The sequence below is a fragment of the Methylobacterium sp. Leaf466 genome (assembly GCF_001425565.1).
GTDB lineage: Bacteria > Pseudomonadota > Alphaproteobacteria > Rhizobiales > Beijerinckiaceae > Methylobacterium.
In genome coordinates this window covers 86,254-111,756 of sequence record NZ_LMRC01000033.1, presented here as the reverse complement: position 1 = coordinate 111,756, position 25,503 = coordinate 86,254, and the positions used below count along the sequence as shown (strand labels likewise).

The 25,503-nt window shown below is 70.8% G+C and carries 25 protein-coding genes; 24 read left to right on the top strand and 1 reads right to left on the bottom strand.

Going from position 1 to position 25,503, the window contains the following annotated elements:
- The first annotated feature begins 11 nt into the window (after positions 1-11).
- Complete coding sequence (locus tag ASG59_RS15520; protein ID WP_056409884.1) at positions 12-1,610, top strand: peptide ABC transporter substrate-binding protein; 1,599 nt, start codon at positions 12-14, stop codon at positions 1,608-1,610.
- A 217-nt stretch (positions 1,611-1,827) separates the two neighbouring features.
- The gene (locus ASG59_RS15515; protein WP_056409881.1) at positions 1,828-2,124 is read left to right on the top strand and encodes a hypothetical protein; all 297 of its coding nucleotides are present in this window, start codon (positions 1,828-1,830) and stop codon (positions 2,122-2,124) included.
- 63 nt (positions 2,125-2,187) lie between these two features.
- Here the strand turns inward: ASG59_RS15515 and ASG59_RS15510 are convergent, their stop codons facing one another.
- Positions 2,188-2,562, bottom strand: a complete 375-nt coding sequence (locus ASG59_RS15510; RefSeq protein ID WP_055878952.1) for a PH domain-containing protein — start codon at positions 2,560-2,562, stop codon at positions 2,188-2,190.
- 107 nt (positions 2,563-2,669) lie between these two features.
- Between ASG59_RS15510 and ASG59_RS15505 the strand changes: the two genes are divergently transcribed.
- The 22 genes from ASG59_RS15505 (at position 2,670) to lpxB (ending at position 25,498) form a co-directional block, all read left to right on the top strand.
- A complete protein-coding gene (locus tag ASG59_RS15505) occupies positions 2,670-3,416 on the top strand; it encodes a pyridoxine 5'-phosphate synthase (RefSeq protein ID WP_056409878.1) in 747 nt (248 codons plus the stop codon).
- Entirely contained in the window at positions 3,413-3,841 is a 429-nt protein-coding gene (gene acpS, locus ASG59_RS15500) for a holo-ACP synthase (protein WP_056409877.1), read from the top strand. Before ASG59_RS15505 ends, acpS begins: the two co-directional genes overlap by 4 nt.
- Positions 3,842-3,994: 153 nt before the next feature.
- The gene (lepB, locus tag ASG59_RS15495; protein ID WP_055878963.1) at positions 3,995-4,795 is read left to right on the top strand and encodes a signal peptidase I; all 801 of its coding nucleotides are present in this window, start codon (positions 3,995-3,997) and stop codon (positions 4,793-4,795) included.
- 4 nt (positions 4,796-4,799) lie between these two features.
- Positions 4,800-5,615 carry a ribonuclease III gene (gene rnc, locus ASG59_RS15490; RefSeq protein ID WP_082528789.1) on the top strand — a complete coding sequence of 272 codons (816 nt, stop codon included), beginning with the start codon at positions 4,800-4,802 and terminating at the stop codon, positions 5,613-5,615.
- A gap of 94 nt (positions 5,616-5,709) precedes the next feature.
- Positions 5,710-6,621, top strand: coding sequence for a GTPase Era (gene era / locus ASG59_RS15485; protein ID WP_156399277.1), 912 nt, complete (start codon positions 5,710-5,712; stop codon positions 6,619-6,621).
- 354 nt (positions 6,622-6,975) lie between these two features.
- Complete coding sequence (locus ASG59_RS15480; protein ID WP_156399268.1) at positions 6,976-7,902, top strand: class I SAM-dependent methyltransferase; 927 nt, start codon at positions 6,976-6,978, stop codon at positions 7,900-7,902.
- A 16-nt stretch (positions 7,903-7,918) separates the two neighbouring features.
- On the top strand, positions 7,919-8,677 hold the full coding sequence (locus ASG59_RS15475) for a pseudouridine synthase (protein ID WP_056409869.1): 759 nt from the start codon (positions 7,919-7,921) through the stop codon (positions 8,675-8,677).
- 251 nt (positions 8,678-8,928) lie between these two features.
- Positions 8,929-9,996 carry a 30S ribosomal protein S2 gene (locus tag ASG59_RS15470; protein WP_055878972.1) on the top strand — a complete coding sequence of 356 codons (1,068 nt, stop codon included), beginning with the start codon at positions 8,929-8,931 and terminating at the stop codon, positions 9,994-9,996.
- Positions 9,997-10,124: 128 nt separating this feature from the next.
- Entirely contained in the window at positions 10,125-11,045 is a 921-nt protein-coding gene (gene tsf, locus ASG59_RS15465) for a translation elongation factor Ts (RefSeq protein WP_055878976.1), read from the top strand.
- A gap of 390 nt (positions 11,046-11,435) precedes the next feature.
- On the top strand, positions 11,436-12,158 hold the full coding sequence (gene pyrH / locus ASG59_RS15460; protein WP_055878979.1) for a UMP kinase: 723 nt from the start codon (positions 11,436-11,438) through the stop codon (positions 12,156-12,158).
- A gap of 96 nt (positions 12,159-12,254) precedes the next feature.
- Positions 12,255-12,749, top strand: coding sequence for a BLUF domain-containing protein (locus ASG59_RS15455; protein ID WP_055878983.1), 495 nt, complete (start codon positions 12,255-12,257; stop codon positions 12,747-12,749).
- 130 nt (positions 12,750-12,879) lie between these two features.
- Positions 12,880-13,443 (top strand): ribosome recycling factor, encoded by a 564-nt coding sequence (gene frr / locus ASG59_RS15450; RefSeq protein ID WP_055878987.1) that lies wholly within the window; start codon positions 12,880-12,882, stop codon positions 13,441-13,443.
- 208 nt (positions 13,444-13,651) lie between these two features.
- On the top strand, positions 13,652-14,467 hold the full coding sequence (locus ASG59_RS15445; RefSeq protein WP_244472222.1) for an isoprenyl transferase: 816 nt from the start codon (positions 13,652-13,654) through the stop codon (positions 14,465-14,467).
- A complete protein-coding gene (locus ASG59_RS15440; protein WP_056409866.1) occupies positions 14,467-15,339 on the top strand; it encodes a phosphatidate cytidylyltransferase in 873 nt (290 codons plus the stop codon). Before ASG59_RS15445 ends, ASG59_RS15440 begins: the two co-directional genes overlap by 1 nt.
- A 13-nt stretch (positions 15,340-15,352) precedes the next feature.
- A complete protein-coding gene (dxr, locus tag ASG59_RS15435; protein WP_056409863.1) occupies positions 15,353-16,516 on the top strand; it encodes a 1-deoxy-D-xylulose-5-phosphate reductoisomerase in 1,164 nt (387 codons plus the stop codon).
- 228 nt (positions 16,517-16,744) lie between these two features.
- A complete protein-coding gene (rseP, locus tag ASG59_RS15430; RefSeq protein ID WP_055878997.1) occupies positions 16,745-17,902 on the top strand; it encodes an RIP metalloprotease RseP in 1,158 nt (385 codons plus the stop codon).
- Positions 17,903-18,214: 312 nt separating this feature from the next.
- The gene (gene bamA / locus ASG59_RS15425) at positions 18,215-20,797 is read left to right on the top strand and encodes an outer membrane protein assembly factor BamA (protein ID WP_055879001.1); all 2,583 of its coding nucleotides are present in this window, start codon (positions 18,215-18,217) and stop codon (positions 20,795-20,797) included.
- A gap of 46 nt (positions 20,798-20,843) precedes the next feature.
- The gene (lpxD, locus tag ASG59_RS15420; RefSeq protein ID WP_055879004.1) at positions 20,844-21,935 is read left to right on the top strand and encodes a UDP-3-O-(3-hydroxymyristoyl)glucosamine N-acyltransferase; all 1,092 of its coding nucleotides are present in this window, start codon (positions 20,844-20,846) and stop codon (positions 21,933-21,935) included.
- Between the two features lie 204 nt (positions 21,936-22,139).
- On the top strand, positions 22,140-22,622 hold the full coding sequence (gene fabZ / locus ASG59_RS15415; RefSeq protein WP_056410085.1) for a 3-hydroxyacyl-ACP dehydratase FabZ: 483 nt from the start codon (positions 22,140-22,142) through the stop codon (positions 22,620-22,622).
- Positions 22,619-23,425: an acyl-ACP--UDP-N-acetylglucosamine O-acyltransferase gene (gene lpxA / locus ASG59_RS15410; protein ID WP_055879007.1), complete on the top strand. Its 807-nt coding sequence runs from the start codon at positions 22,619-22,621 to the stop codon at positions 23,423-23,425. The genes fabZ and lpxA overlap by 4 nt, the downstream gene beginning before the upstream one ends.
- Before the next feature lie 16 nt (positions 23,426-23,441).
- Complete coding sequence (gene lpxI, locus ASG59_RS15405) at positions 23,442-24,335, top strand: UDP-2,3-diacylglucosamine diphosphatase LpxI (RefSeq protein WP_056409859.1); 894 nt, start codon at positions 23,442-23,444, stop codon at positions 24,333-24,335.
- A complete protein-coding gene (gene lpxB, locus ASG59_RS15400; protein WP_055879016.1) occupies positions 24,332-25,498 on the top strand; it encodes a lipid-A-disaccharide synthase in 1,167 nt (388 codons plus the stop codon). The genes lpxI and lpxB overlap by 4 nt, the downstream gene beginning before the upstream one ends.
- Positions 25,499-25,503 lie beyond the last annotated feature (5 nt).

Below are 25,503 nucleotides of genomic sequence, written 5' to 3'. Positions count from 1 at the left end.
CAGCCGGCCGGATGCCGCTCCACCGCCGCCACTGCCTGACGGGGGGCGGCGCCCTGCTGGCCGGAGCCGTGCTCGGGCAGGGAGCGGCCGCGGCGACCGCGCTCTACCGGCGCGGCAACGACGCGGACCCCGAGACCCTCGACCCGCATCGCTCCTCGACGGTGGCGGAAGCCCACATCCTGCGCGACCTGTTCGACGGGCTGCTCACCTACGACAATTACGGCGCCATCGTTCCGGGCGCGGCCACCCGCTGGAGCGTCTCCCCGGACGGCCTCACCTACACCTTCATCCTGCGTGAGGACGGGCGCTGGTCGAACGGCGACGCCGTGACCGCGGGCGACTTCGTCTTCGCGCTGCGCCGGATCATGGCCCCGGCCACCGCCGCCAAATACGCCGAGGTCCTGGCGCCGATCCGCAACGCCGGCGCGGTCAACGACGGCAGCGCCCCGCCCGAGGCGCTCGGCGTCGGCGCCCCCGACGAACGCACCCTCGTGGTGACCCTGGAACGGCCGACCCCGTATGTCCTCGAACTCCTGACCCACCAGACCGCCCTGCCGGTGCATCCTCCCTCCGTCCTGCGGTTCGGGAATGCCTTCACCAAGCCCGGCAACCTCGTCTCGAACGGTGCCTACCGCCTGTCCGAGGTCGTGCCCAACGACCGCATCACCCTGGTGCGCAACCCGCACCACCACGCCGCCGCCACCGTGGCGATTCCCGCCGTCGCCTTCGTGCCGACCCCGGACCTCGCCAGCGCCGTGCGCCGCTATGCGGCCGGCGAGATCGATTCGCTGGCCGACCTGCCCGGCGACCAGATCGCTTCCCTGGAGCGTCGCTTCGGGAACCAGGTCGTGCTCGGCCCGGCGCTCGGCCTCTATGCCCTGGCGTTCAACGGCCGCAAGGCGCCCTTCGACGACGTGCGGGTACGCCGGGCCCTGTCGCTGGTCATCGACCGCGAGTTCCTGAGCGAGGTCGTCTGGGGCCGGACCATGGCCCCGGCCTATTCGCTGTGCCCGCCCGGCCTCGACAACGCGAGGCCGCCGCCGCAGCTCCCCGGTCGCGACGCCCTGCCCATCGACCGCGAGGACGAGGCCCGCGCGCTCCTGGCCGGCGCCGGGTTCGGCCCCGAGCGGCCCCTGCGCGTCGAATACCGTTTCAACACCACCGACAACAACCGTAACACCGCCATCGCCATCGCCGACATGTGGCGGACCATCGGGGTCGAGACCCGGTTCGTCTACACCGACGCCAAGACCCATTTCGCCCACCTGCGCGACGGCGGCGACTTCGACGTGGCGCGGATGTCGTGGATCGCCGATTACTCGGACCCGCAGAACTTCCTGTTCCTGCTGCAGGCGGACAACCTCGGCTTCAACTGCGGACGCTACGCCAACCCGGCCTTCGACGACCTGATGCGGCAGGCGGCGGCCGAGCGCGACCTGGCCCGGCGTGCCGAGATCCTGGTGCGGGCCGAGGCCATCCTGCTCGACGACCTGCCCTGGATCCCGGTGATGCACACCCGCGCCAAGGCGCTGGTCTCGCCCCGCCTGTCGGGCCATCACCCGAACCTGCGCAACGTCGCCCCGACGCGGTTCCTCACCCTGAAGGCGTGACGAACCGTTCGCGGTCCTCGGGATCGAAGAAAGGCGACCACCATCGCCGGACGACGGGATCGTGCGTTGCGACACGCGCCTTCGGGTCAAACCTCGTCCTGCACGGACTCATGAAGAAATCGTCGTGCTATCGCGCACCGAAGACTGATTTTTCTTGCCGCAACGTCTGATCATGGCCGGACGCGAATGGATCCGGACCAGTCTTGAGGAGGGTGTCATGCAGGGTATCGTTCGTCGGGCCGCCATCGTCGTCGCCACCGCCGCCGTTCTGGGCGCATCGCTGATCGCGTCGTCCGCCCCCGGCCAGGCCGCGGGCTACAAGGTCAAGACCGGCTACTGGCCGGGCGCGGTGGCCGCGGGCATCGCCGGCACCGTCGTGCTCGGTGCGCTCGCCACCTCCGCCGCACCCGCCTACGTCGCCGTGGAGGACGAGGACTACTGCTACATCGCCAAGCGCCGCTTCATCGACGCGGACGGCTACAGCGTCGTGCGCCGCGTGCGCGTCTGCGAGTAGAGCACGGGTTTCCCCGCGGTCGCCGCCACCCGTCGTCGCGGATGACGGGCGGCGTCTCCCGCCTCAGCGGATCGACGAGGCGATCGCCTTCTGGATCGCCATGACGTTGGCGCCGCGCTTGAGCGTCTTCTGGATCGGGTCGACCCGCCCCGAGACCCACACCTTGAGTTCCGAATCCATGTCGAAGCTGCCGGCGGTCTCCACCGAGAACGAGGTGATCGCCCGGTAGGGCACCGTGAGGAACGAGACCTTGCGGCCGGTGATGCCCTGCTTGTCCACCAGGATCAGGCGGCGGTCGGTGAACACGATGAGGTCGCGGATCAGCTTGAACGCGATGCTCACGGTCTCGCCGTCGGTGAGCACGCCGTCGAGCTGCCGGTCGATCTCGCCCGCCGTGAGGTCGCTGCCGTGCCCGAGCAGGCCGTCGAGAAGTCCCATCCGCCGTTCCCCCTATCCCGCCGACGCCCGGCGCCCCTATCTAATGGTGGCGGCATCCGGGCTTTACCAGTCGGAACGCCGCTCCCGTGTCCGGAGCCCCAGCGACGATGCCCAGCCCTCCCTTGCGTCTCGGCGTGAACATCGACCACGTGGCCACCGTGCGCAACGCGCGCGGCGGCCACCATCCCGATCCGATCCGGGCGGCCCTCGCCGCCGTCGAGGCGGGCGCGGACGGCATCACCGCCCACCTGCGCGAGGATCGCCGCCACATCCGCGACGCCGACGTGGAGACGCTGATGCGGGTCTTGAGCGTCCCCCTCAACTTCGAGATGGCCGCCACCGACGAGATGGTGGCCATCGCCCTGCGCCTGAGGCCGCACGCCGCCTGCCTCGTGCCGGAGAAGCGCGAGGAGCGCACCACCGAGGGCGGCCTCGACATCGTCGGCACCCGCGCGCATCTGGCGCCCCGCATCGGCGCCCTGTCGGAGGCCGGCATCCGCGTCTCGCTGTTCGTCGAGCCCGAGGAGGCGGTGATGGACATGGCCCGCCGCCTCGAAGCGCCGGTGGTCGAACTGCACACCGGGCGCTACTGCGAGGCGGTGGCCGAGGGCGATGCCGCCGGCACGGCCCGCGAACTCGCCCGCATCGCGCGGGCGGCCGAATACGGCGCGGGTCTCGGCCTCGAGGTCCATGCCGGCCACGGGCTCGCCCTCGACAGCGTTGCGCCGGTGGCCCGCCTGCCGCAGATCGCCGAGCTCAACATCGGCCACGCCCTGATCGGCGAGGCGATCTTCTTGGGCCTCGCCCGGGCGGTCTCCGACATGCGCGCGGCGATGGCGGCAGCGCGGACATGATCGTCGGGATCGGATCGGACCTGTGCGACATCCGCCGGATCGAGCGTTCGCTCGACCGCTACGGCGACCGATTCACGCAGCGCATCTTCACGGAGGGGGAGCGGCGCAAGTCGGATGCGCGGGCCGCCCGCGGCCCCTCCTACGCCCGCCGCTTCGCCGCCAAGGAGGCCTGCGCCAAGGCCCTGGGCACGGGCATGAGCGAGGGCGTGTTCTGGCGCGACATGGAGGTGGTGAACATGCCCGGCGGCCGCCCGACCCTGCGCCTTTCCGGCGGCGCGCTGACGCGGCTTGCCGCGATGATGCCCGCAGGCCACGTCGCCCGCATCCACGTCTCCCTCACCGACGATCCGCCGATGGCGCAGGCCTTCGTCGTCATCGAGGCCGTGCCCGACAGCGCAGGGGCGGGCCTCGGCGCTCCGGCGTAGCGGCGGTGGCATCCGCGTTGCGGGCGGGCGGCGCTTGGTATACCCCCCGCTCTTCGCCGGGCGAATGGACCGCGGCTCGGGTATCGGGGACGGACGTCCCGAAGATCTGCGCGGGCGAGGATCTGCGCGGGCGAGCCGGAGACGACAGCGAAGATGGAACGTGCGCGCGTGGATCACAAGACGAAGCGTGACCTGAAGGTCGCCGAGACCGGCACCTGGGCCAGCGTCAAGGAGACGCTCAAGGTCGGCCTCCAGGCCCTGCTGATCGCCCTCGTGGTGCGCACGCTGCTGTTCCAGCCCTTCAACATCCCATCGGGTTCGCTGGTGCCGACGCTGCTGATCGGCGACTACCTGTTCGTCTCGAAATACGCCTACGGCTATTCCAAATACTCGCTGCCCTTGAGCGAATACCTCCCGTTCGAGGCCAACGGCCGGATCTGGGAGGCCGCCCCGAAGCGCGGCGACATCGCCGTGTTCAAACTGCCCAAGGACAACGCCACCGACTACATCAAGCGGGTGATCGGCCTGCCCGGCGACAAGGTGCAGATGAAGTCGGGCCTGCTCCACATCAACGACGTCCCGGTCAAGCGCGAGAAGATCGCGCCCTTCGAGACCACCGGGCCCTACGGCGAGCAGGCCAAGGCCGAGCAGTACCGCGAGACCCTGCCGGGCGGCGTCACCCACCTGGTGATCGAGCGTGACGGCGACAGCGGCTACTGGGACAACACCGAGCCCTACGTCGTACCCCAGGGCAAGTACTTCATGATGGGCGACAACCGCGACAACTCGACCGATTCGCGCGATCTCGCCAACGTCGGCTTCGTGCCCTTCGAGAACTTCGTCGGGCGCGCCGAGATGATCTTCTTCTCGATCGACGAGGGGACGCCGGCCTGGCAGATCTGGCACTGGCCGGCCAAGGTGCGCTGGAACCGCCTCTTCAGCGCCATCAACTAAGGTCATGCCCAAGATGGACGAAGGCGCGCCCCTGTCCAACCGGGCGCGGCGCGCGCCGCGTCCCAGGCCGGGGCTCGACCTCCTCGAGGCCCGGATCGGCCACGTCTTCACCGACAAGACCCTGCTCGTGCGGGCCCTGACCCACGTCAGCAAGGCCGGCGGCGTCGGCCGCAGCGGCAGCTACCAGCGCCTCGAATTCCTCGGCGACCGCGTGCTCGGCCTGGCCACCGCCGACCTCCTCTACGCCGCCTTCCCCGCCGCCGACGAGGGCGACCTCTCGCGGCGCCTGGCCGGCCTGGTGCGCCGCGAGACCTGCGCGGCCGTGGCGCTGGCCTGGGATGTCGGCCCGCATCTGGCGCTGGGGCCGGGAGAGGTCCAGGGTGGCGGGCGGCGCAACCAGACGATTCTCGCCGACGTCTGCGAGGCGATCCTGGGGGCGGTGTTCCTCGATGCGGGCTACGAGGCGGCGCGGGCGATCGTGACCGCGGCCTTCGCGCCGTCGCGGGAAACGTCCGCCCCGCGCGGGCGCGACGCCAAGTCGGCGCTGCAGGAGTGGGCGATGGCTCGGGGGCTCGCCATCCCCGTCTACGAGGTCGCGGCCCGCTCCGGGCCGGACCACGCCCCGCAGTTCCGCATCGCCGTGCGGGTCGACGGGATCGAGCCCGGCTTCGGCGACGGGCCGTCCAAGCGCCTCGCCGAGCAGGAGGCGGCCCGCTGCGTCCTGGCGCGAGAGGGCATCGCGCTCAACGACACGACACGAACCCCGGAGGCTCCGGACGCGTCGACCGACACCGATGAAGGACGTAGCCCCGATGCCTGACCACGACCCGGATCTCGAAGACGGCCCCGACCGCGACGACGGCCCGGAAGATGCCGCCCCCGAGACGGAGGCGACCGCGCCCCGCGCAGGCACGATGCCGGGAGCCTCGCGGGACTCCCGCGCCGGCTTCGTCGCCCTGATCGGCGTACCCAACGCCGGCAAGTCGACGCTTCTCAACAGCCTCGTCGGCACCAAGGTGTCGATCGTCTCGCGCAAGGTGCAGACGACCCGCGCCCTGGTGCGCGGCATCGTGATGGAGGGCCCGGCCCAGATCATCCTCGTCGACACCCCCGGCATCTTCGCGCCCAAGCGCCGGCTCGACCGGGCGATGGTCCATTCCGCCTGGAGCGGGGCGGCCGACGCCGACGCCGTCGCGCTGCTGGTGGATGCCCGCAAGGGGATCGACGACGAGGTCGAGGCGATCCTGGCGCGCCTGCCGGACATCGGCCGCCCCAAGATCCTGATCCTCAACAAGATCGACCTGATCCTGCGCGAGACGCTGCTCGCCCTGGCGGCCGCCCTCAACGAACGGGTGCCGTTCGCCCACACCTTCATGATCTCGGCGCTGAAGGGCGACGGCATCGCGACCCTGCGCGTGGCGCTGGCCGGCATGATGCCGCCCGGCCCCTGGCTCTACCCCGAGGACCAGGTCTCGGACGCGCCGCTGCGGATGCTCGCCTCCGAGATCACCCGCGAAAAGATCTACGACCGCCTGCACGAGGAACTGCCCTACCGCTCCACCGTCGAGACCGACCAGTGGCAGGTGAAGCCGGACGGCTCGGTGCGGATCGAGCAGACGATCTTCGTCGAGCGCGAGAGCCAGCGCTCGATCGTCCTCGGCAAGGGCGGCCAGACCATCAAGGCGATCGGCCAGGCGGCCCGTATCGAGATCTCGGAGGTCGCCGAGACCAAGGTGCATCTCTTCCTGCACGTGAAGGTCCGCGAGAACTGGGCCGACGATCCGGCCCGCTACCGCGAGATGGGACTGGAATTTCCGCGCGGTTGAACGCCGGTTTCCCAGATCAGACAATGGCTTGCGCCGCCGGCGAAGCGGCGCTGTCCCAGTATTGCGCTGCAACGCCTGCGTCTTTTCACGAGCCCGGGAAGCAAATCACCGATCCGATGGCCTTCATAACAAAGCCGATCCGTCAATAACCTGACATTGTCCGACGCGACGATTCGGTGGACATCAGAAATATCGTGGATGCGACCACGTCGAACTTCCCCTCGACGTTCTCGCCGGCTACCTATCGCCATGTCGGGATTCGAGTCCGAGTCGCGGCCGCCCCACCCATTCCCGCTTACGCCCTGAGCCTCGAGGCGCGTGCGCCGTCGCGCCGGATTCGTCATGATGTTGGCCATGTCTCCCCCCACCATGCCTCCTCCCGATGCCGTCTATGGATCGCCGCCGCCGGACCTCGCCGAGATCCCGGCTGACGCCGCCCAGGTCTCGCCGCTGATTCCCGGATCGGCCCGTCTCGAAGACCTCGCCGAGGCCAGCCTCGACCGGATCGTCGTGCTCGCGCCCCCCGGGACGCTGGAGCGGCGCTATGCGCTGTCCCTGTCGCTGCGGGCGCTGCGTCCTGGCGGACGCCTCACCGCGCTGGCTCCCAAGGACCGCGGCGGCGCGCGCCTGGGGCGCGAACTGAAGGCGTTCGGCTGCGAGCCGGCCGAGACGGCCCGCCGCCACCACCGCATCTGCGAGGTCGCCAGGCCCGAGGCCCTGGCGCCCCTCGACGCGGTGATCCGCGACGGCGCCCCGCGCCACATCGACAACCTCGCGCTCTGCACCCAGCCGGGCGTCTTCTCCTGGGACCGGCTCGACCCCGGCACGGCGCTGCTTCTCTCCACCCTGCCCGTCCTCTCCGGCAAGGGAGCCGACTTCGGCTGCGGCATCGGCGTGCTGGCCAGGGCCGTCCTCGCCTCGCCGGCCGTCACCGCGCTGACGCTCATCGACATCGACCGGCGCGCCGTGGAGATGGCACGGCGCAACGTCGCCGATCCGCGCGCCGTCATCCGCTGGGCCGACATCCGCGCGCCGGACGCGGCGCTGTCCCGCCTCGACTTCGTGGTGATGAACCCGCCCTTCCACGACGGCGGCACCGAGGACCAGATGCTGGGCCAGGTCTTCATCCGCCGGGCGGCCGAATCGCTGCGGCCGGGCGGAACCCTGTGGCTCACTGCCAACACCCACCTGCCCTACGAGGCGCCGCTCAACGCCGCCTTCAAGTCCGTGACCCTCAAGGCCTCGGCGGGGGGCTACAAGATCTACGAAGCGCGCACGTGATCCCAGCGGCATTGCGATGAGCGGCACGGCCAAGGCAGCCACCCTGCGTCTCGACCGGCTGCTGGCCAACCTCGGCTACGGCTCGCGCCGGGAGATCGGCCAGCTCGCCAAGGCGGGACTCGTCGTCCTCGACGGGGCGCCGGTCCGCGACGCCGATCGCCGTATCGCCGTGAGTGCCGACCTCAGCGCGCGGATGACCGTGGACGGCGAGGCCCTCGACCCGCCTCCCGGCCTCGCCCTGATGCTGCACAAGCCGCTCGGCGTCACCTGTTCGCACAAGGAAGCGGGGCCGCTGGTCTACGGCCTGCTGCCGGAACGCTGGCGCCGGCGCGACCCGGCCCTCTCCACGGTGGGCCGCCTCGACAAGGAGACCTCCGGCCTCCTCCTGCTCACCGACGACGGCGCCCTGCTGCACCGGATCATCGCGCCCAAATCCAATGTCGCCAAGCGCTACCAGGTGACCCTGGACCGCCCGCTCAAGGGCGACGAGGCGGCGATCTTTTCGTCCGGCACCCTGATGCTGGAGGGCGAGGACAAGCCGCTCCTCCCCGTCGAGACGCAGGTCCACGACGCGACCCATGCGGCCGTGACCCTGCACGAAGGCCGCTACCATCAGGTCCGGCGCATGTTCGCGGCGGTGGGCAACCACGTGGTCGCGTTGCACCGCGACCGGATCGGCGGGCTCGCGCTGCCGGAGGATCTGGAGGCGGGGGCGTACCGGATCCTGGGCGAAGCCGAGATCCAGGCCGTCTTCGCCGGGCCTCGGCCAGCCTGACCCGTTTGCGGGCCCTGTCCTGGCCGGACGGGAAAGAAGCCTCCGTCACACGGATTGCCGGTGGCCACCGGCGCGGCGATGCCGTTGGGGTCGGGCGAGGTGTTGCCTCCCACCCTCCCCTCTGCTAAGGCCCCGCCCATTCCACACGCGGAGCCGGCCTCATGCCTGAATGAGGCGTTTCCGGTGATCGTGCCTTTCGGGGCGGGATCGCTTCCTCCGCGGCGGCATCAACCGGAAGAGAACAGAGAATCATGGCCGTCGATTTCACCATGCGTCAGCTCCTCGAAGCGGGCGCCCACTTCGGACACCAGGCCCACCGCTGGAACCCGAAGATGCAGAGCTACATCTTCGGAACCCGCAACAACATCCACATCATCGACCTCGCCCAGACCGTGCCGGCCCTCCACCAGGCCCTGCAGGCGGTGAGCGACACCGTGGCCAAGGGCGGCCGCGTGCTGTTCGTCGGCACCAAGCGCCAGGCCGCCGACACCATCGCCGAGGCCGCCAAGCGTTCGGCCCAGTACTACGTGAACTCCCGCTGGCTCGGCGGCATGCTCACCAACTGGAAGACCATCTCGGGCTCGATCCAGCGCCTGCGCAAGGTCGACGAGACCCTCGAGGGCGGGGCCCAGGGCCTCACCAAGAAGGAGCGCCTGATGCTCGCCCGCGAGAAGGACAAGCTCGAGAAGGCGCTCGGCGGCATCAAGGACATGGGCGGCGTGCCCGACCTCCTGTTCGTGATCGACACCAACAAGGAGCAGCTGGCGATCAAGGAGGCCCAGCGCCTCGGGATCCCGGTGGCGGCCATCGTCGACACCAACTGCAACCCGGACGGCATCACCTACGTCGTGCCCGCCAACGACGACGCCGGCCGCGCGATCTCGCTTTACTGCGACCTGATCGCCCGCGCCGCCATCGACGGCATCTCGCGCGGCCAGGGTTCCAGCGGCGTCGACCTCGGCGCCTCCGAGGAGCCCCTCGCCGAGGAGCTTCCGGCCAACGACGACGTGGCGCTGTCGGTGGAATCGGATTCGATCACGCAGGCCGACGTGGCCGCTCTCGTCGAATCCACCGAGCATTTCGAGCTGCTCTCGGCCCCCCGCGGCGCGCCCGACGACCTGTCGAAGCTCCACGGCGCCGGCCCGCAGATCGTGCAGAAGCTCAACGACGCCGGCATCTACCACTACTGGCAGATCGCCGCGATGACCGACGCCGAGGTCGCCAAGACAGATACCGACCTCAAGCTCAACGGCCGCATCGTCCGTGACGGCTGGGTCGACCAGGCCCGTGGCTTCGTCGAGGCCGCCGCCGCCGCGTGAGGCGCGCGACGGTCCGTCGCCGGGCCGTCACACACGGATTGGACTTTGACCGGGAAGCCCGGCGCCACCCCGGCGCCGGGCTCCTGACCTTCTGAAGACCTGCTGAACACCTGACGAGAGGACTGGCCATGGCCAACATCACCGCCGCACTGGTGAAGGAGCTGCGCGAGAAGACCGGCGCGGGCATGATGGACTGCAAGGGCGCGCTCAACGAGACCGACGGCGACATCGAAGCCGCGGTGGACTGGCTGCGCAAGAAGGGCCTCGCCAAGGCCGCCAAGAAGGCGGGCCGCGTCGCCGCCGAAGGCCTCGTCGCCGTCGAATCCTCCGGGCACCACGCCGCCATCGTCGAGGTGAACTCCGAGACCGACTTCGTCGCGCGCAACGACAGCTTCCAGGGCTTCGCCCGCGAGGCCGCCAAGCTCGCCCTCGACACCGACGGAACCCTCGAGGGGCTCGAGACGGCGCATTATCCCGGCGCCACGGAGACGGTGAAGGAGACCCTCTCCAACCTCATCGCCACCATCGGCGAGAACATGACCCTACGCCGCGTCGCCAAGCTCGACGTGCAGAAGGGCGTGATCGCCTCCTACGTCCACTCGCCCGTCAGCGCCGGCCTCGGCAAGATCGGCGTGCTGGTGGCGCTGGAGTCCGAGGGCGACGTCGAGGTGCTGTCGACGCTGGGCCGCCAGATCGCGATGCACATCGCGGCGACCAACCCGGTGGCGCTCGACGCCTCCGGCGTCGACCAGGCGACCCTGGAGCGCGAGAGCAACATCCTGCGCGAGAAGAACGCCGGCAAGCCCGACCACGTGCTCGCCAAGATCGTCGAGAGCGGCCTCAAGAGCTACTACAAGGAGGTCACCCTCCTGGAGCAGCCCTTCGTGCACGACGGCTCGAAGACCGTCAGCCAGGTGCTGAAGGAGGCCGAGGGCAAGGCCGGGTCACCGGTCAAGCTCACCGCCTTCGTGCGCTACGCGCTCGGCGAGGGCATCGAGAAGGAAGAAGGCCCCGACTTCGCCGCCGAGGTCGCCAGCCTCTCGCGTTGAGGACGGTCCGGGCCGCGAGCCGGCCGGGGTTGTAGCAGCATCCGTGGGAGCGGCGCCTTGGCACCTCCCACGGATTTTTTCCGTCTGGAACCGGTCCGTCACGAGCTGACGACCCGCCCGCGAGCGACGTCCTCTGCGCATGGCGCGGCGACGGACGCCGAGGCTCGCCCTCGACCGTACACCGACGGGCTGCCGGGGTGGGCGTGCCTGCGCAACCCGGCGCCATGACTTCGGGGCGCCATGACATCGGGGCGCCACGACGTCCGGTCCCGTGCCCGTCATTCCCGCTAATGGTGCGGCCCGGCCCTCGACGCCACGGCGTCGGGTCACGTATGTGCACGGGCGACGGCCGGACCGGCGACGCGGTCCGGCGACGGAAGAGGTTGGGTGATGCCCGAGACGACGTCCTTCCGCCGCGTGCTCGTAAAACTGTCCGGCGAGGCCCTGGCCGCTCCCGACGGCTACTGGCTGCATCCGCCGACCCTGGCCAGCCTGGCCGCGGACATCGCCCGTACCCTCGAGACCGGGGTCCAGGTCGCGCTCGTGGTGGGGGGCGGCAACATGATCCGCGGGGCGCGGATTTCCTCCGCCGGCTGGATCGACCGGGCCACCGGCGATTCGCTGGGCATGATCGCCACGGTGATGAACTCGCTGGCCCTGGAGACCGCCCTGAACGCGGCCGGCGTCACCGCCCGCACCATGTCGGCGGTGTCGATGCCCACGATCTGCGAGACCTTCGCGCGCCAGCCGGCCCTGCACCACCTCGACAAGGGCCAGGTCGTGGTCCTCGCCGGCGGCACCGGCAACCCGTATTTCACCACCGACACCGCGGCGGTGCTGCGCGCGGCGGAGCTGCGCTGCGAGGCGGTGCTCAAGGCGACGCAGGTCGACGGGGTCTATTCTGCCGATCCCAAGACCGACCCCGACGCCGTGCGCTACGACCGCCTGACCCACGACGAGGCGATCCGGCGCGACCTCAAGATCATGGATACCGCCGCCTTCGCCCTGGCGCGCGAGAGCCGCCTCTCCATCGTCGTCGGCTCGGTGCATGCGCCGAGTTCGATCCGGGCGATCCTGACGGGGGCCGCGCCGAGCACGCACGTCGTTCCCTGACCGGCACGCACCGAAGAGACGAATTCTTCAGCTTCGTGAGGTTGGCTCGCGTGCCCCGGGCCGCAAGCAGCGCGCCGGGCCCGAGACGCCGCAGCGATGTGCCTGGCCCAGATCGTCTTCTACAGCCACAACCGGGTCGCCATGACCGGTGGGTCCATGCGCGACATGGTGCGGGACATCCTGGCCTCGTGCAGCCGCTACGACCACACCACCGGCATCACCGGCACCCTGATCTTCAACGAGGCGTACTTCCTGCAGGCGATGGAGGGCGACCGGGCGGCGATCTCCGAGCAGCTCTGGCGCCTGGCCGAGGACGACCGCCAGAGCGGCATGGTGCTGTTGTTCGCCGGTGCGATCGATCGCCGTGACTTCGAGGGCTGGACGGTCGGTTTTGCCGGCCACACCCCGGCGCTCGACGCGCTCTACCTCCTGCACGGCACCCAGGCGAAACTCGATCCGCCGCCGATGACCGCCCGCGGTGCCGTCGGCCTCCTGCGCGCGGTGTCCCACCTCGACGGCACCCACTACGTCCAGAAATCGACGCCGCTCGCCGGCGCCGCCCGCGAGCCCGCGCGGCGCCCCACGGCGTAACCGGCCGGACGCGGGGGTGCGGGCCGGCGGCCAAGTCATTTGCGAGCGCCCGGATTTTGGTTCATGGAAGCCCACGAACCGGCCCAGCGGCCTGGCTTTCCTCCCCTGTTCGCGTCGGGACTCTTCACGCATGGCCATTCCGGACTTCGATCTGAACGATATCAAGCGCCGCATGCAGGGCGCCGTCGCCTCGCTGAAGGGCGATCTCGGCTCCCTGCGCACCGGCCGCGCCACCCCCAGCATCCTCGATCCGATCACCGTCGACGCCTACGGCGCCGCGATGCCGATGTCCCAGGTCGCCACGGTGAGCGTGCCCGAGCCGCGCCTCCTCAGCATCTCAGTATGGGACCGCGGCATGGTCAGCGCCGTCGAGAAGGCGATCCGCGAATCCGACCTCGGCCTCAACCCGCAGACCGAGGGCCAGACCATCCGCCTGCGCATCCCCGAGATGAACGAGCAGCGCCGCAAGGAGATGGTCAAGGTCGCCCACAAGTACACCGAGGAGAGCCGGGTCGCCGTGCGCCACGTGCGCCGCGACGGCCTCGACCACCTCAAGAAGCTCGAGAAGGACGGCGCCATCAGCGAGGACGACGAGAAGCGTCAGGCCGCCGAGGTGCAGAAGGTCACCGACCAGCACATCGCCGAGATCGACGGCGTGCTGGCGTCCAAGGAAAAGGAAATCATGCAGGTCTAGGGCCTTCCGCATGGGGGCCTGCCGCCGGACGCGCGACGGGCGTGGTCTCGCCGGCTCGACGCCGGGGGATCGGCGAGAACGATGGGGGCCGGTCCGGCGGGCGTCGGAGGGCCCCGGCACGACGGGGCCGCGTGGTCGACCGGTCCAGGGACGGTGAGGGAGAGACGCGGTGGATCGCCTAACGCGCGCGCGTCGGATCAAGGCAGGGATGACGTCCGACGCCGAGGTGATGGCTTGCACCGGTACGGGACCGGATTCGTCGCGGATCGAGGCCGCGACGCCCTCGCCCGGGGCCGCCGCGCGTGAGCGCCCGGCCGTGCCCGCCCATGTTGCGATCATCATGGACGGGAACGGCCGCTGGGCCGCCCGGCGCGGGTTGCCCCGCGTCGAGGGCCATCGCCGCGGCGTCGAGGCGGTCCGCCGGGCCGTCCGTTCGGCGATCGAACTCGGGGTGAGCTACCTCACGATCTACGGCTTCTCCTCGGAGAACTGGCGTCGCCCGCCCGCCGAGGTCGCCGACCTGATGGGGCTCCTCAAGCTGTTCGTGCGCCGCGACCTCGCGGATCTCCATGCCAGCGGGGTGCGCGTGCGCATCATCGGCGACCGCGAGAGCCTCACCCCCGACATCGCCGGCCTGCTCGTCGAAGCCGAGGAGCGGACCCGGCACAACACCGGCCTGACCCTAGTGGTGGCCTTCAACTACGGCGGCCGCCAGGAGATCCTGCGAGCGATGCGGCAGCTGGCGCAGGCGGTCCTCGAGGGCCGCATGAGCCCGGGCGAGATCGGGATGGACACCATCACCGCCGCCCTCGACACCACAGGCATCCCCGATCCGGACCTCGTCATCCGCACCTCCGGCGAGCAGCGCCTGTCGAACTTCCTGACGTGGCAGACGGCCTATGCCGAATACGTGATGGTGCCGGAGTTCTGGCCGGACTTCGACCACGACGCCTTCCGCGCGGCCATCGACGAGTATAACCGCCGCGACCGCCGCTTCGGCGGCTTGAGCGACAAGGCCGGCTGATGGCGGGCACGGGCGGCCCGGCACCCGCGGCCGTGCGCCGGCGCGACCGCCTCGGCGGGCGCGAGTTCCGGCTTCGCGCGATCTCGGGGCTGGTGATGGCCGTCGCGGTCGTGGCGGGCCTCGTCGTCGGCGAATGGCCCTTCGCCGTGATCTGGCTCGTCGCGGCGGTCATCGCCACGGGCGAATGGATCGCGATGACGCAACTCTCCCCGACCCGGCCCCTCGTCGCGGTGACGGCCGCGGCCCTCGTCGGCGCGGTGGTCTGCGCGCGGGTCGGCACGTCGCCGGCGACGATCGCCATGGTGCTCGCCGGTGCGGGCCTCGTCCTCCTGATCGTCGCCCGCGACAGCGCCACTCGGGTTCGCGCCCTCCTCGGCCTCGGCGGCGGCGCCGTGATCGCCCTCGTCCCCACGGCGCTGCGCGACGATCCCGCCATCGGCATCGTCGGTCCCGCCTGGATGTTCGCGGTGGTGTGGTCCACCGACATCGTCGCCTACGTCACCGGCCGCATGCTCGGCGGCCCGAAGCTGATGCCGCGGGTGAGCCCGAACAAGACCTGGTCGGGCGCGCTCGGCGGCCTCGCCGCCGGCACGCTGGCCGGCGCCGGCCTGGTCATGGCCGCGCGCGCGCAGGGCTGGAGCGGCGCCGCCTCCGCCTCGCTGGGCATCGTGGCGCTGGCCAGCGCCGCCGCCTCGATCTGCAGCCAGAGCGGGGATCTCGCCGAATCCGCGCTGAAGCGGCGGTGGGGCGTCAAGGATTCCGGCCGCTCCATCCCCGGTCACGGCGGCGTCATGGATCGCCTCGACGGCTTCTTCGCCGTGGCCGTCCTCGTCGGCTTCTATCTCGTCCTGCGCCGCCTGGCGGCCGCCTGAAGGAATCGTTCGCGTGAGTCTCACCGTCACCGTCCTGGGCGCCACGGGCTCCATCGGCCGCTCCACCACCGATCTCATGCGCCAGCACCCCGGCCGCTTCCGCGTCGGCGCCCTGGTCGGCGGGCGCGACGCCGCCTCCCTGGCGGCGCTGGCGCGGGAGATGAGGCCCGCATTCGTGGCCCTGGCCGACGAGGCCGCCGGACCCGCCCTGCGCGAGGCCCTGGCCGGGTCCGGCATCGCCCACGGCGCCGGGGAATCGGCGGTGATGGAGGCGGTCGCCCGCGAGGCCGACATCGTGGTCGCGGCGGTCAGCGGGGCCGCCGGCCTGCGCCCGACCCATGCGGCGCTGCGTCTCGGGCGCACGGTGGCGCTGGCCAACAAGGAGAGCCTCGTGTGCGCCGGCGACGCCTTCATGCGCGATGCCGCCCGCTACAAGGCCCGGCTGCTGCCGGTGGATTCCGAGCACAACGCCCTGGCCCAGGCGCTGGGCGACGGCCGTGTCTCGGACGTCGCCAAGATGACGATCACCGCCTCGGGCGGCCCGTTCCGGACCTGGGCTCGCGAGCGGATCGCCGCCGCCTCGCCGACGGAGGCCGCCGCCCACCCGACCTGGTCGATGGGCATGAAGATCAACATCGATTCCGCCTCCCTCATGAACAAGGGGCTGGAGCTGATCGAGGCGCACCACCTGTTTTCCATCGAGCCCGGACGCCTCGACGTGATCGTGCACCCGCAGTCCATCGTCCACGGGCTGATCCACTGGCGCGACGGCGCCGTCACGGCGGGGCTGGCCATGCCCGACATGCGCGTGCCGATCGCCCACTGCCTGGGCCTCGGCGACCGCCTGACGATCGAACGCGGCCGGCCCCTCGACCTCGTGGCGGCGGGCAGCCTCACCTTCGAGGCGGCGGACGAGGAGCGGTTCCCGTGCCTGCGCATCGCCCGGGCGGCACTGGCCGAGGGTGGCGCGGCCCCCACCGTGATGAACGCGGCCAACGAGATCGCGGTCGCGGCCTTCATCCGCGGCGCCATCCCGTTCTACGGCATCGCCGAGCTCGTCGAGCGGACCTGCGCGCATTTCGCGCCCACCTACCGCACGGCTCCCGCGAACGTCGACGAGGCCCTGGCCATCGATGCGCATGCGCGGGCCTGGAGCGCGCAGGCGCTCGCGGCGTGAAGGGCCGCGGCCCGGTCACCATGATGCGACATGGGCGTGCCGTCGCACCGAATTGCGTTGGCGGCCGCAAGACACGATCTGCTAGACAGGGTCGACAAGCGTGCAGCGGTCGTACGACCGGGCCCTGGGGCGGATCGAAGACCCGAGCGGGCGACGCGTTGCCCTGCCGACCCGGACCGGCTTAGGGTCTGAACAATCGGTCGAGAGACCGGCATCAAGGACGGACCGATGGAATTCCTCAGCGCCATGGGCGGAACCGCGAGCGGGTTCTTCGGCGCCGTCATCCCCTTTCTCATCGTCCTGACCATCGTGGTCTTCGTCCACGAAATGGGGCACTTCCTGGTCGGGCGCTGGTGCGGCGTCGGCGTCCATGCCTTTTCGATCGGCTTCGGGCCGGAGCTCGTCGGCTTCAACGACAAGCACGGCACCCGCTGGAAGCTCTGCGCCATCCCGCTCGGCGGCTACGTCAAGTTCCACGGCGACATGAACGGCGCCAGCGTGCCGGACGCGCAGGGCGTGGCGCAGATGAGCCCGCAGGAGCGGGCCACCAGCTTCCCGACGCAGCCGGTGGCCAAGCGGGCGGCGATCGTGGTGGCGGGGCCCGTGGCCAACTTCATCCTCGCCATCCTGGTCTTCGCCGGCGCGATCTACTTCGGCGGCCGCTACGAGACGCCGGCGCGGGTCGAGGCGGTGATCGCCGGAAGCGCCGCCGAGCGTGCCGGCTTCCAGCCCGGCGACGTCATCCGCTCCATCGACGGCGCCCCGGTGGGCAGCTTCACCGACATGCAGCGCACCGTGACCGGCAGCGCCGGCAGTTCGCTGAAGATCGTGGTGGAACGGGCGGGCGTCCCCACCGACCTCGTCGCGATCCCCGATGTCGTCCAGGAGCGCACGCCCTTCGGACAGCACCGCTTCGGCCGCCTCGGCCTCCAGGGCCCCAAGGGCACCGAGGCGAGACTGGTGCAGTACGGCGCCCTGCAGTCGCTGTCCCTGGGCGTCTACGAGACCTACTTCGTGGTCGACCGCACCATGGACTACCTCGGCAAGCTCGTGACGGGCCGCGAATCCCCGGACCAGCTCTCCGGCCCCATCGGCATCGCCCGCGTTTCCGGCGAGGTCGCCAAGGTCGGGGGCGTCGGCGGCCTCATCAGCCTGGTGGCGCTGCTGTCGGTCTCGATCGGTCTCCTCAACCTGTTCCCGGTGCCGATGCTCGATGGCGGCCACCTGATGTTCTACGCCTACGAGGCGGTGCGCGGCCGCCCCTTGAGCGAGAAGACCCAGGAGATCGGCTTTCGCATCGGTCTCGCCCTCGTCCTGATGCTGATGCTGTTCGCGGGTTGGAACGACATCCTCAACCTCGCGGCCTCCTGGACGCGCGCCACCTGAGTCGTCGCGAAAACCAGTCGTCGCGAAAACCCGCCCGAGCCCTGAAAAAGCCCGAGGCCCGCCATCCTCCCGCCGGGGGGTGGCGGGCCTCTTTACGGTCCGTACACCCTGATTCCGGGTCGTCGGGAACCGTTAAGTGACCGGAAGGCCACGTCCCCCCAAAATCCCCAGGAGCCGGGGGACCCGAGCGTTTGCTTCGCTTCCGAAACTCGGTAGAAGCTGGGCTAGAGACCAGGTGTCGGGACGGCCGGTAAACGGTCGCTCGTCTGCGGGTGAGAGCCCGTGCTGATAATAAAAGAGACGGGCTTTTACATGATGTCGATGACGACGAAGCGCCGGCGCAAGTCGGCCGAACAGGCCATCGTCCTTGTCGCCACCGCGGCAGCCGGGCTGGTCCTGGTCGGTCCCGCTCAGGCGCAGCAGATCGTCGTTCAGGGCAACCAGCGCGTCGATTCGGACACGATCCGCTCCTACGTGACGGGCACCGCATCGGGCTCCCCCGAAGAGGCCCGCCGCAACCTGCTCGCCACCGGCCTGTTCTCCGACGTGAAGGTGTCGCGCAGCGGCGCCGGCACGGTGGTGAGCGTCCGCGAGAACAACGTCGTCAACCGCGTCGTGTTCGAGGGCAACAAGAAGGTCGAGAAGGCCACCCTCGAGGGCCAGGTCGAAGCCAAGGGCCGCAGCGGCTTCAACAAGGCCGTGGTCGAGGCCGACCTGCAGCGCATTCGCGAGGTCTACCGCCGCGCCGGGCGCGGCAGCGCCAAGGTCAGCTACCGCACCGTCGACCTGCCCAACGGCCGCATCGACGTGATCTACGTCATCGACGAGGGCGACAAGACCGGCATCAAGTCGATCAAGTTCGTCGGCAACGAGGCGTATTCGGAAGGCAAGCTCAAGGAGCTGATGTCCTCCTCCGAGATGAACTTCCTGAGCTTCATCAAGACCTCCGACGTCTACGATCCCGACCGGATCACCAACGACCTCGACATGGTCCGTCGCTACTATCTCAAGAACGGCTACGCCGACTTCCGGATCGTGAACGCCGACTCCCGCTACGTGGAAGGCGAGGATGCCGGCTGGGCGATCACCGTCACCGTGGAAGAGGGCGCGCAGTACCGCGTCGGCGCCGTGGCCATCGACTCGCGCCTGGCCGGTGTCGACACCCAGGTGCTCGACGGCGAGGTCCGTACCGCCGTCGGCGACGTCTACAACGCCGAGGACGTGGAGAAGACCCTCACCGGCGTGACCAACCAGGTCGCCCGCCAGGGCTACCCCTTCGCCCAGGTGCGCCCCACCGGCCAGCGCGACCGCGCCACCCAGACCGTCTCCCTCGGCTTCGTGGTCGAGGACGGCCCGCGCGTCTACGTCGAGCGCATCAACATCCGCGGCAACACCCGCACCCGCGACTACGTCATCCGTCGCGAGCTCGATATCACCGAGGGCGATGCCTACAACCGCGTCCTCACCGACCGGGCCGAGCGCCGCCTGAACGGCCTCGGGTTCTTCAAGAAGGTCCGCTTCTCGAACGAGCCGGGCACGTCGGCCGACCGCGTGATCATCAACATCGACGTCGAGGATCAGCCCACGGGTTCGTTCTCGGTGGCTGGTGGCTACTCGACCCAGGACGGCATCATCGCCGAGGTCTCGGTCTCCGAGTCGAACTTCCTCGGCCGTGGCCAGTACGTCCGCGTCGCCGGCACCGCCGGCCAGTACTCCCGCGGCGTCGACTTCTCGTTCACCGAGCCCTACTTCATGGGGTACCGTCTCGCCGCAGGTTTCGACGCCTTCTACAAGTACAGCGACCAGACCCGTTACTCGCGCTACGAGACCACCGTCTACGGCGGTCAGCTCCGCGTCGGCCTGCCGATCACGGAAGAGTTCGGCGTGACCCTGCGCTACTCGCTCTACAATACCGAGCTGAAGGTCCCGAACACGATCCGTCGTCCCTACAACGACTGCTCGAATCCGATCCCCGGCTATACGCAGACCTACGGGCCCAACACGTTCAGCCAGAGCGTCGGCGGGCGCAGCGTGAGCGGCCTCTCCGCCTACCCGGCCTGTGCCTTCGACGGCGAAGCGTCGATCGCCCTCAAGGGCTCGCAGGGCAACACCCTCACCTCACTGGCCGGCGTGACCCTCGCCTACTCCACCCTCGACAGCCTCCAGCTCCCGCGCAACGGCCTCTATGCCGAGTTGAAGCCCGACGTGGCGGGTCTCGGCGGCGACTCGAAGTTCTTCCGCGTGACCGGCGACGCCCGGTACTACAAGGAGCTCTACGAGGACGTGGTCGGCTTCGTGCGGTTCCAGGGCGGCCACATCTCGGCGCTCAACGACGAGCCGCTGCGCATCACCGACCAGTTCTTCCTCGGACCGTCGCTGGTCCGCGGCTTCGCGCCCAACGGCATCGGCCCGCGTGACGTCGGCATCGCCGACAGCCGCTCGAACGCGGTCGGCGGCACCACCTACGTCGGTGGCACCGTCGAGGTTCAGTTCCCGATCTGGGGCATCCCCCGCGATCTCGGCCTGAAGGGCGCGGTCTTCGCCGATGCCGGTACGCTGTTCGGCTACAACGGCCGCTCGCAGTTCAACGTGAACGGCGACGCCTTCATCAACGGCATCGCGCCGGGCGGCGGCTGCAACTACTCGTCGGTCGGCCCCAACGCCATCGCCGTCGAACCCGAGTGCGTGAACGTCCGCGACAAGGCCGTGATCCGCTCCTCGATCGGCGCCTCCATCCTGTGGAACTCGCCGCTCGGACCGATCCGCTTCGACTACGCCTACGCCCTGTCGAAGGACGAGGGCCAGAAGGTGTTCGGTCCCGACGGAACCTTCTACGGCCGGGTCGGCAAGGACCAGCTCCAGGCCTTCCGCTTCTCGGGCGGCTCCCGGTTCTGAGCGACGGGCTCCGCCCTCCCCACCGGGGGGCGGAGCCATTCGTGGCATGACCGATCCGATCTTCTTCAGAACCCGCACCACCCTGAGCCTCGGCGCCATCGCCGGGGCTTGTGGCGTCGGCGTGCCCGATGGAGCCGATGCCGAGGCCGCCTTCACCGGCGCCGCGCCGCTCGAATCGGCCGGCCCCGGCGACGTCGCCTATATGGACAACGCCCGCTACATCGACGCGCTGGCCGCGACGCGGGCCGGCCTCTGCCTCGTCTCCCGCCGCTTCTCGGCGCGCGTGCCGGCCGCGACGGCGGCGCTGGTCCTGCCGGATCCCTATCGGGCCTATGCCGGCATCCTGGCGCTGTTCCATCCCGACGCCATGCGGCCGGGTTCGCTGTTCGGTTCCGCCGGGGTCTCGCCGGGGGCTCACGTCCACCCGGACGCGCGCCTCGAGGCCGGCGTTAGGGTCGATCCCGGCGCGGTGATCGGCCCGGGGGCCGACCTCGGGTCGGGCACCGTGATCGGCCCGGGCGCGGTGATCGGGCCGGAGGTCCGGATCGGTCGCGATTGCGCCGTCGGTGCGGGAGCCACCCTCACGCACGCGCTCCTCGGCAACCGGGTCATCGTCCACCCGGGCGCGCGGATCGGGCAGGACGGGTTCGGCTTCGCCATGGGCCCGGGCGGCCATCTCAAGGTGCCGCAGATCGGCCGGGTCATCATCCAAGACGATGTCGAGATCGGCGCCAACACCACCGTCGACCGCGGCGCCAGCCGCGACACGGTGATCGGCGAGGGCACCAAGATCGACAACCTCGTGCAGATCGCGCACAACGTCGTCATCGGGCGCCACTGCGTCATCGTCTCGGGCGTCGGCATCTCGGGGTCGACGACCCTGGAGGATTACGTCGTCCTCGGCGGCCAGGTCGGCGTCGTCGGCCACATCCGCATCGGCATGGGCGCGCAGATCGCCGGCTCGTCGAACGTCAACCGCGACGTGCCCCCCGGCAGCCGCTGGGGCGGCACCCCGGCCAAGCCCGTGCGCGCCTGGTTCCGCGAACTGACGACCCTGGCCCGGCTCGCCGAACGGACGGGTCGCGACGGCGACGGCCCGGCCGGGACCGGCGGCACCCCCCCGGCGCAGGGAAGCTGAGGCTCGGCTTCGGGTCGCCGGACCGTGCATCTGCGATCCGGCCTTGCATTGGCCCCGATTTCTTCACAAGAGGGCCGCTCGCCGTGAAGCGCCCGTGCCGATCCTGAGGCGCGGGCCGATCCACGGCCATCGATCGAGGCGGGCAGCGGGCGTTCGGAGGCGCCGGCACGCGCGAAGTTTGGGGTGTAGGATTCCATGAACGAGATGCCGCGAGAGTCCGGCGGACGCGATGCCGGGCAGGAACTCGCCTCGGCCGACATCCAGAAGGTGCTCGAACTCCTGCCCCATCGCTATCCCTTCCTGATGATCGACCGGATCGTCGAGATCGACGGCGACAAGTCCTGCATCGGCATCAAGAACGTGACGATCAACGAGCCGCAGTTCACGGGGCATTTCCCGGGCCTGCCGGTCTTCCCCGGCGTGCTCCTGATCGAGGGCATGGCCCAGACCGCCGGCGCGATCTGCTGCCGCCACATCATGTCCGAGGAAGTCCGCACCAAGCAGGTCTTCTTCATGACCATCGACAAGTGCAAGTTCCGTAAGCCCGTCGTCCCGGGCGACACGGTGCGCTACCACATGACCAAGATCAGCCAGCGCAAGACGATGTGGTGGTTCCGCGGCGAAGCGCGGGTCGGCGACACGCTGGTGGCCCAGGCCGAAATCGGCGCCATGCTGGTGACCGAGTGAGCGCCGCGATCCATCCGAGCGCGGTCGTCGAGGACGGGGCACGGCTCGGCGAGGGCGTGCGGATCGGGCCGTTCTGCCACGTCGGCCCGCAGGTCTCCCTGGCCGACGGGTGCGAACTCGTGAGCCACGTGGTCGTGGCCGGCCGCACCAGCGTCGGCGCCCGGACGACGATCTATCCCTTCGCCTCGATCGGCCACCCGCCGCAGGACCTCAAGTTCCGCGGCGAGGCCTCGACGCTCACCATCGGCGCCGACTGCATGATCCGCGAAGGCGTGACCATGAATCCGGGCACCGAGGGCGGCGGCCTGGAAACGGTGGTGGGCGACCGCTGCGCCTTCCTCGCCAATTCCCACGTCGGGCACGATTGCCGGGTCGGCGACGGCGTCGTCTTCTCCAACAACGTCATGCTGGCCGGCCATTGCACCGTGGGCGACTACGCCATCCTCGGCGGCGGCGCGGCCATCATCCAGTTCGCCCGCGTCGGCGCCCACGCCTTCGTCGGCGGCCTCTCCGGCCTGGAGAACGACTGCATCCCCTACGGCATGGCGCTGGGCAACCGCGCCTATCTCTCCGGCCTCAACATCATCGGCCTGCAGCGGCGCGGCTTTTCGCGCGAGGACATCCACACCCTGCGCCGGGCCTATCGCCTGCTGTTCGCGCCGGAGGGCACGCTGATGGAGCGGCTCGAGGACGTGGCGGCGGAGTTCGAACCGCATGCGGCGGTGGCCGACATCATCGCCTTCATCCGCGCGGGCGGAAAACGCTCGCTGTGCACCCCGCGCGGAACCCCGGGCGCGGCGTGACGGGCCGGGCCGGACGATGAGCCTGTCCGCATCGGCCGTGGCGCCCGCGCCGGCCGCGCCCCCGGCCCCCGAACGCCCCCTGGTGCTGGTGGCCGGCGCCGGGCGCCTGCCAGAACTGGTGGCGGCCTCCCTGGAGCGGTCCGGGCGCCCGTTTCGCGTCCTCGCCATCCGGGGATTCGCCGAGGGCCCGATGCGGGCGCGGGCCAAGGCCAGCGTCGACCTCCTCGACGTCGCCGGCATCCTCAAGATCCTCGATGCCTGGGGCCCCGCGAGTGTCGTGCCGGCCGGCGGCGTCTCCCGGCCGAGCCCCGCCGCGATCCTCAACGCCGCCGCGGCCCTGCGCAACCGTGAAGTCCTGCGGGCCATGGCCAACGGCGGCGACGACCGCCTGCTGCGCGGCGCCCTGTCCCTGCTGGAGGAGCGCGGCCACAGCGTCGTCGGCGTCCACGACGTGGCGCCAGACCTCCTGAGCCCGGAGGGGCAGCTCGGCCGCCATGCCCCCGACGAGGCGGCCGCCCTGTCGATCGCCACCGGCCGGGCCCTGCTCGGCGCGCTGTCGCCCTACGACGTCGGGCAGGCGGCGGTGGTCGCGGCCCTGCGGGCGGTGGCCGTCGAAGGCCCGGAAGGGACCGACCGGATGCTCGCCCGCGCCCGGGCGCTGGGGCGGAGGCCGTTCGGGCTGGGGCGGGCGCAGCCCGGCACCGTCCTCGTCAAGCTCGCCAAGGAGGGACAGGACCTGCGGGTCGACCTGCCCGCGATCGGGCCACGCACGGTGGCCAACGCGGCGGCCGCGGGTTGCGCCGGCCTCGCGATCCAGGCCGGCCTGACCCTGATCATCGACCGGGCGGCCACCGTCGCCGCCGCGGACCGAGCCGGCCTGTTCGTGGTCGGGCTGAGGATCGACGGGTGAGCGCCGCCCCCCGAAAGATCTGGCTGGTGGCCGGCGAGGATTCCGGCGACCAGCTCGGCGCCAAGCTGATGCGCGGCCTGTCCGATCTCTCCGAGCATCCGCTCGTCTTCGGCGGCGTCGGCGGCGAGGCGATGATCGGCCAGGGGTTCGCGTCCCTGTTCCCGATCGACGACGTGGCGGTCATGGGCTACCTGCCGGTGGCCGCGCGCCTGCGCACGCTCCTGCGCCGCATCCGCCAGACGGTGCGCGACGTCGTCGAGGCCCGGCCCGACATCCTCGTCATCATCGACAGCCCGGGCTTCACCCATGCGGTGGCCTCGCGGGTGCGCAAGCGGATGCCGGGGTTGCCGATCGTCGACTACGTCTCCCCCAGCGTCTGGGCCTGGCGGCCGTGGCGCGCGGCCAGGATGCGGCCGTTCATCGACCATGTCCTCGCCCTCCTGCCCTTCGAGCCGGAGGCGCATCGGCGCCTGGGCGGCCCGGCCTGCACCTACGTCGGGCACCCGTTGATCGAGCGCCTGTCGGAATTGCGTCCCGGTCCCGACGAGGCGCGGCTGCGCGCCGCCGACCCGCCGACGATCGTCGTCCTGCCCGGCTCCCGCCGCTCCGAGATCGAGCGGCTGATGCCGGTGTTCGGGGCGACGCTGGCGGATCTCGCGCGGCGGATCGGCCCGGTCGAGGCGGTGCTGCCGGCGGTGTCCCGGCACCGCGCCATGATCGAGCGGCTGGCACTCGCCTGGACGGTGCCGGTCCGGCTCGTCCACGGCGAGGCCGCGAAATACGCCGCCTTCCGCCGGGCCCGGGCGGCGCTCGCCGCCTCGGGCACCGTCACCCTCGAACTGGCGCTCGCCGGCGTCCCGATGGTGGTGGCCTACAAGGTCTCGCGGATCGAGGAGACGGTGGCGCGCCGCCTCATCCAGGTGCCGACCATCGTGCTCCCCAACCTCATCCTCGGGGAGAACGCGATGCCGGAGTTCGTGCAGGCCGATTGCACCGCCGGGCGCCTCGCCACCGCCCTGGCGCCGCTGGTCACGGGAGGCGCCGAGCGCGACGCCCAGATCGCGTCGCTCGACCGGATCGACGGCCTGATGCGCCTCGCGCACGACGACATCCCGAGTCGCAGCGCCGCCCGCATCGTCCTGGCGCTGATCCCGACGGCGTAGACGCC

What these genes read in the sequence shown, in the direction of transcription:
- ASG59_RS15445 (WP_244472222.1), top strand. Translation starts at nt 13,652, where the DNA reads ATGACGTCCGACGCCGAGGTGATGGCTTGCACCGGTACGGGACCGGAT.
- tsf (WP_055878976.1), top strand. Translation starts at nt 10,125, where the DNA reads ATGGCCAACATCACCGCCGCACTGGTGAAGGAGCTGCGCGAGAAGACC.
- fabZ (WP_056410085.1), top strand. Translation starts at nt 22,140, where the DNA reads ATGCCGCGAGAGTCCGGCGGACGCGATGCCGGGCAGGAACTCGCCTCG.
- rseP (WP_055878997.1), top strand. Translation starts at nt 16,745, where the DNA reads ATGGAATTCCTCAGCGCCATGGGCGGAACCGCGAGCGGGTTCTTCGGC.
- pyrH (WP_055878979.1), top strand. Translation starts at nt 11,436, where the DNA reads ATGCCCGAGACGACGTCCTTCCGCCGCGTGCTCGTAAAACTGTCCGGC.
- ASG59_RS15455 (WP_055878983.1), top strand. Translation starts at nt 12,255, where the DNA reads ATGTGCCTGGCCCAGATCGTCTTCTACAGCCACAACCGGGTCGCCATG.
- ASG59_RS15475 (WP_056409869.1), top strand. Translation starts at nt 7,919, where the DNA reads ATGAGCGGCACGGCCAAGGCAGCCACCCTGCGTCTCGACCGGCTGCTG.
- ASG59_RS15510 (WP_055878952.1), bottom strand. Translation starts at nt 2,562, where the DNA reads ATGGGACTTCTCGACGGCCTGCTCGGGCACGGCAGCGACCTCACGGCG.
- ASG59_RS15470 (WP_055878972.1), top strand. Translation starts at nt 8,929, where the DNA reads ATGGCCGTCGATTTCACCATGCGTCAGCTCCTCGAAGCGGGCGCCCAC.
- era (WP_156399277.1), top strand. Translation starts at nt 5,710, where the DNA reads ATGCCGGGAGCCTCGCGGGACTCCCGCGCCGGCTTCGTCGCCCTGATC.
- lepB (WP_055878963.1), top strand. Translation starts at nt 3,995, where the DNA reads ATGGAACGTGCGCGCGTGGATCACAAGACGAAGCGTGACCTGAAGGTC.
- ASG59_RS15505 (WP_056409878.1), top strand. Translation starts at nt 2,670, where the DNA reads ATGCCCAGCCCTCCCTTGCGTCTCGGCGTGAACATCGACCACGTGGCC.
- lpxI (WP_056409859.1), top strand. Translation starts at nt 23,442, where the DNA reads ATGAGCCTGTCCGCATCGGCCGTGGCGCCCGCGCCGGCCGCGCCCCCG.
- ASG59_RS15515 (WP_056409881.1), top strand. Translation starts at nt 1,828, where the DNA reads ATGCAGGGTATCGTTCGTCGGGCCGCCATCGTCGTCGCCACCGCCGCC.
- lpxD (WP_055879004.1), top strand. Translation starts at nt 20,844, where the DNA reads ATGACCGATCCGATCTTCTTCAGAACCCGCACCACCCTGAGCCTCGGC.
- ASG59_RS15440 (WP_056409866.1), top strand. Translation starts at nt 14,467, where the DNA reads ATGGCGGGCACGGGCGGCCCGGCACCCGCGGCCGTGCGCCGGCGCGAC.
- rnc (WP_082528789.1), top strand. Translation starts at nt 4,800, where the DNA reads ATGCCCAAGATGGACGAAGGCGCGCCCCTGTCCAACCGGGCGCGGCGC.
- ASG59_RS15480 (WP_156399268.1), top strand. Translation starts at nt 6,976, where the DNA reads ATGTCTCCCCCCACCATGCCTCCTCCCGATGCCGTCTATGGATCGCCG.
- acpS (WP_056409877.1), top strand. Translation starts at nt 3,413, where the DNA reads ATGATCGTCGGGATCGGATCGGACCTGTGCGACATCCGCCGGATCGAG.
- frr (WP_055878987.1), top strand. Translation starts at nt 12,880, where the DNA reads ATGGCCATTCCGGACTTCGATCTGAACGATATCAAGCGCCGCATGCAG.
- ASG59_RS15520 (WP_056409884.1), top strand. Translation starts at nt 12, where the DNA reads ATGCCGCTCCACCGCCGCCACTGCCTGACGGGGGGCGGCGCCCTGCTG.
- bamA (WP_055879001.1), top strand. Translation starts at nt 18,215, where the DNA reads ATGATGTCGATGACGACGAAGCGCCGGCGCAAGTCGGCCGAACAGGCC.